We start from the raw sequence: 2,636 nt of genomic DNA, 5'->3' as shown, positions 1-2,636 counted from the left end.
GGAGGCCCGGGTCGATCCGGACGCGATCCCGGAGCCGGCACGGCAGCGCCTGGTTGCCCGATACGGCCCCGACGCTTTTGACCTTGCGCGCCTGGCCCGCCCGGACGAATTCGATCCCATCCCCGGAAGCAACGTCCTGCGGGTTGAACTCCGCTGGGCGGCCGCCCGGGAGGCCGTCTGGCACCTGGACGACCTGATGCTGCGGAGAGTTCGCCTCGGCGTGCAACTCCCATCCGGCGGGGCGGCCCTGCTGGAACGCATCCGGTCCATTGTCCAGCCCGAGCTTGGCTGGGACGACCACCGGTGGGCGGCTGAGGTCCACCGCTACACGCAACTGTGGCGCGCGGCGTACAGCCTTCCTCTTGCCTCCCATGCCGGGCGGCCTTGAATCGCGTATCCGCTACGAACCCAGCGGCTCGAGGCAGAGGCACGCGGTCGCGCGGTAACGGCAGGGATGCCTGCTGCGGACAAAAGACTGGAAACGTGGCTGGGGGACCAGGATTCGAACCTGGATTACGTGGTCCAGAGCCACGCGTGTTGCCGTTACACCATCCCCCAGCGGGGAAGGCCGACCGCATTCTAGCACGGGCTCCCCGGCCGGTCAATGGGCGCAGGGGCCAATGGGCGCAGGCGACGCCGATGCCTTTTTGCCCGCCCCCTGGTGAGCGCCCCTGCGACTTACCCCATGGCGCCCCGCTTCCTTCGCGCACGCTACGCCGTGGAAGCCAGCGCGGCGAAAGGGGGTGACCGGAGAGGTGGCTGGCCTCTTGCAGTCGCTGCGCCGCGCCTTCACCGCAAGCCCCCCGCAGGAGGGCAAGATCGCCCGTCGAACCGACGAGGAGTTCGGCTATCTCGACGACGATGCTCGTGAAGGAGGCGTGGCGCTCGCCGAACGCGAGGGCGTGGCCGGCGAGATCGACGACGGCGTCTACGTCAGACCGACACCCATCACCTCCGGGCAGCGCGTCACGATCTGGTACTCTGGCCTCCTGGCGCGCAAGGGAGCGGACCAGATCTTCCTGCACTACGGGTTTGGGCCGGGTGCATGGAAGGACGTGCACGACGTCCTGATGAAGCAGGTGGGCTGGATCGGGCAGACGGCCCTGTGGGAGGCCCAGTTGGAGGCACGTGGCTTTGGCACGCTCGAGTTCTGCTTCCACGATTCGGCAGATCACTGGGACAACAACAACGGCCACAACTGGGTCTACCAGATCCACTGGGGCGCCCGCTAGCCGGGTGCCATCGCCTGCCGCCAGGCCTTGCGCACCCTCGCCCTTAGGGTGCCCGCCGCGCAGGACGCCAGGCCCAGGAAACTCGTTCCGGGCTCTGGCGTCCTTGCGACGGCCCACCCTCCTCTTGGGGAGCCGGAGTACGAAAGGGTCCTCTGTAACGTGGCCGTGCTGATCATCGAGGGTGGCCATCGACTGGCTGGCACACTGGAAGCCAGCGGCGCCAAGAACAGCGCCCTTCCGGCACTGGTGGCTGCCGCTTTTTCGGACGAGCCGGTTTACCTGGAACACGTGCCGCGTGACGCCGACGTAGCCACCATGATCCATCTTCTCAGAACGCTCGGGGTCACGGTCGAGGTCGGCACCGGCCCCGGCGAACTGCGCGTCCTCGGCTCCACGCTGAACTCCACGGAAGCCCCGTACGAGCTCGTGCGGCGCATGCGCGCCTCGTTTTACGTGGCAGGGCTGCTCCTGGCGCGGCGTGGCGAGGCGACGGTGCCCCTTCCGGGTGGGTGCGCCCTGGGTTCCCGCCCCGTGGACTACCACCTGAGGGGTTTTGAGCAGCTTGGGGCCGCCATCCGCATCGAGGGCGGCAGCATGCGTGCCTCAGCCCCATGGGGCCTCGAGGGCGCAGAGATCCACCTCAGCCGCCCCAGCGTGGGCGCCACGATCCAGCTCATGATGGCCTCGGTTCTGGCAAGGGGCACCACCGTCATTCGCAACGCCGCCCGCGAGCCCGAAGTGGTGGACATTGCCAACCTCCTCAACAGCATGGGGGCCCACGTGCGCGGCGCCGGAACGAGCCTCATCCGCATCAAGGGGACGGACCGCCTCCACGGCACCCGCTACGCGGTCATCCCGGACCGCATCGAGACGGCGACGTGGCTTCTCGCCGGGGCCATCACGGGCGGCGAGGTCACGGTCAGGGGCGCCCTGGCCGAGCACCTCGAACTGCCCCTGATGAAGCTCCGGGAAGCCGGCTACCGGATCGAGGTGACGCCCGACAGCGTGGCCCTTTTCACTCCGCCGGGTCTGCTGCGTCCCCACCCCGTCGATCTCGAGACGGCCCCCTATCCGGGCTTCCCGACCGATCTGCAGCAGCCGTTTGCCGCCCTTCTCGCTGTGGCGGACGGAACCAGCGTCGTGCGGGAGACCATCTTCGACCGGTTCCGCTACGCCGACGAATTGCGACGGATGGGCGCCGACATCCGGGTGGAGCGGGATACCGCCATCATCCAGGGTGTTGCGCGCCTCACGGGGGCGCGCGTCGAAGCGACCGACTTGCGGGGCGGCGCGGCCCTCCTGCTGGCGGCGCTTGCGGCCGACGGCGAGACGCTGATCGAAAGGCCGGAGATCATCGACAGAGGGTACGAGGCGCTGGAGGCGAAAGTTCGCCGCCTGGGCGGC

General features: G+C 68.9%; 3 protein-coding genes and 1 tRNA gene. 3 read left to right on the top strand and 1 reads right to left on the bottom strand.

The window, feature by feature from the left end; all coding sequences use genetic code 11:
• The coding region (locus AB1609_20705; protein MEW6048864.1) for a glycerol-3-phosphate dehydrogenase C-terminal domain-containing protein at positions 1-388 on the top strand (388 nt) is incomplete at its 5' end.
• Between the two features lie 96 nt (positions 389-484).
• On the opposite strand, the gene AB1609_20700 is transcribed toward AB1609_20705, so the two are convergent.
• Positions 485-558: transfer RNA gene (locus AB1609_20700), tRNA-Gln, on the bottom strand.
• Positions 559-755: 197 nt separating this feature from the next.
• Here AB1609_20700 and AB1609_20695 point away from each other — a divergent pair.
• Together AB1609_20695 and murA are read left to right on the top strand one after the other, a co-directional pair.
• Positions 756-1,232 (top strand): carbohydrate binding domain-containing protein, encoded by a 477-nt coding sequence (locus AB1609_20695; GenBank protein MEW6048863.1) that lies wholly within the window; start codon positions 756-758, stop codon positions 1,230-1,232.
• Positions 1,233-1,391: 159 nt separating this feature from the next.
• Positions 1,392-2,636, top strand: a 1,245-nt coding sequence (gene murA / locus AB1609_20690) for a UDP-N-acetylglucosamine 1-carboxyvinyltransferase (GenBank protein ID MEW6048862.1), incomplete at its 3' end; no start/stop codon positions are given.

Source organism: Bacillota bacterium, assembly GCA_040754675.1.
Classification (GTDB): Bacteria; Bacillota; Limnochordia; order Limnochordales; family Geochordaceae; genus Geochorda.
The sequence above is the reverse complement of the archived record's forward strand: the minus strand, read 5'-3'. Positions and strand labels throughout refer to the sequence as shown.